Raw genomic sequence first — 696 nt, 5'->3', positions numbered from 1 at the left:
TCTACATTGCCGCTTCGCTCGGCTGGCTTTGGGTAGCCGAAGGCGTGCGCCCCGACCGTTTCGACCTCGCCGGAGCCGCGCTCTCGCTCGTCGGCGCCTCGGTGATCCTGCTCGCGCCAAGAGGAGCCTGAATTGGAACTGCCCACCGCGCTCCGGCAAGGCGTCGACAGCCTGCTCGAAAAAGTACCGCTGCCGGCGCTGAAACAGGCCGCGAGAACGCTTTCGGAACGCTATCGCGCCGAGTTGCGTGACGGCCGCCTGCATATGGGCGAAGACATGGCGGTGAAGGCTTACCTGGCGACCAGGCTGCCCGCCACCTATGCCGCCGTTCGCGCTTGCCTGGACGCGCTGGCGGACGCCCGTCCGGATTTCCAGCCGAAAAGCCTGCTCGATATCGGCGCCGGTCCTGGCACCATGCTTTGGGCCACGGCCGATACCTGGCCGGAGCTCGAACGGGCGGTTCTGGTCGAGGCAAGCGCGGCGGTGCGCAAGGTCGGCCAGTCGCTGGCCGCCGGCGCGATCGCTGTCCGCGCGAGCTGGGTAGCCGGCGACGCCACCATCGATCTCGACGGTTTCGACCCGGCGGACTTGATCAGCGTCGCCTATGTGCTCGACGAGATCGCGCCGGCCTCGCTGCCAAAACTCGTCGACCGGCTCTGGCGATTGACGGCCGACACGCTGCTGATCGTCGAGCCC

Annotated in this window: 1 protein-coding gene and 1 pseudogene; both read left to right on the top strand. The window is 68.0% G+C overall.

Features of this window, described 5'->3' with window-relative positions; genetic code table 11:
- Window positions 1–131, top strand: a pseudogene (locus tag EOA60_RS39805) (hypothetical protein); the annotation flags it as partial.
- 1 nt (window position 132) lies between these two features.
- Window positions 133–696, top strand: a 564-nt coding sequence (locus EOA60_RS35805; protein WP_281060818.1) for a small ribosomal subunit Rsm22 family protein, incomplete at its 3' end; no start/stop codon positions are given.

It is taken from the genome of Mesorhizobium sp. M1A.F.Ca.IN.020.06.1.1, from assembly GCF_004023265.1.
Taxonomy (GTDB): domain Bacteria; phylum Pseudomonadota; class Alphaproteobacteria; order Rhizobiales; family Rhizobiaceae; genus Mesorhizobium.
Note: the sequence above shows the minus strand (reverse complement) of the source record. Positions and strands in the feature narration are given on the sequence as shown.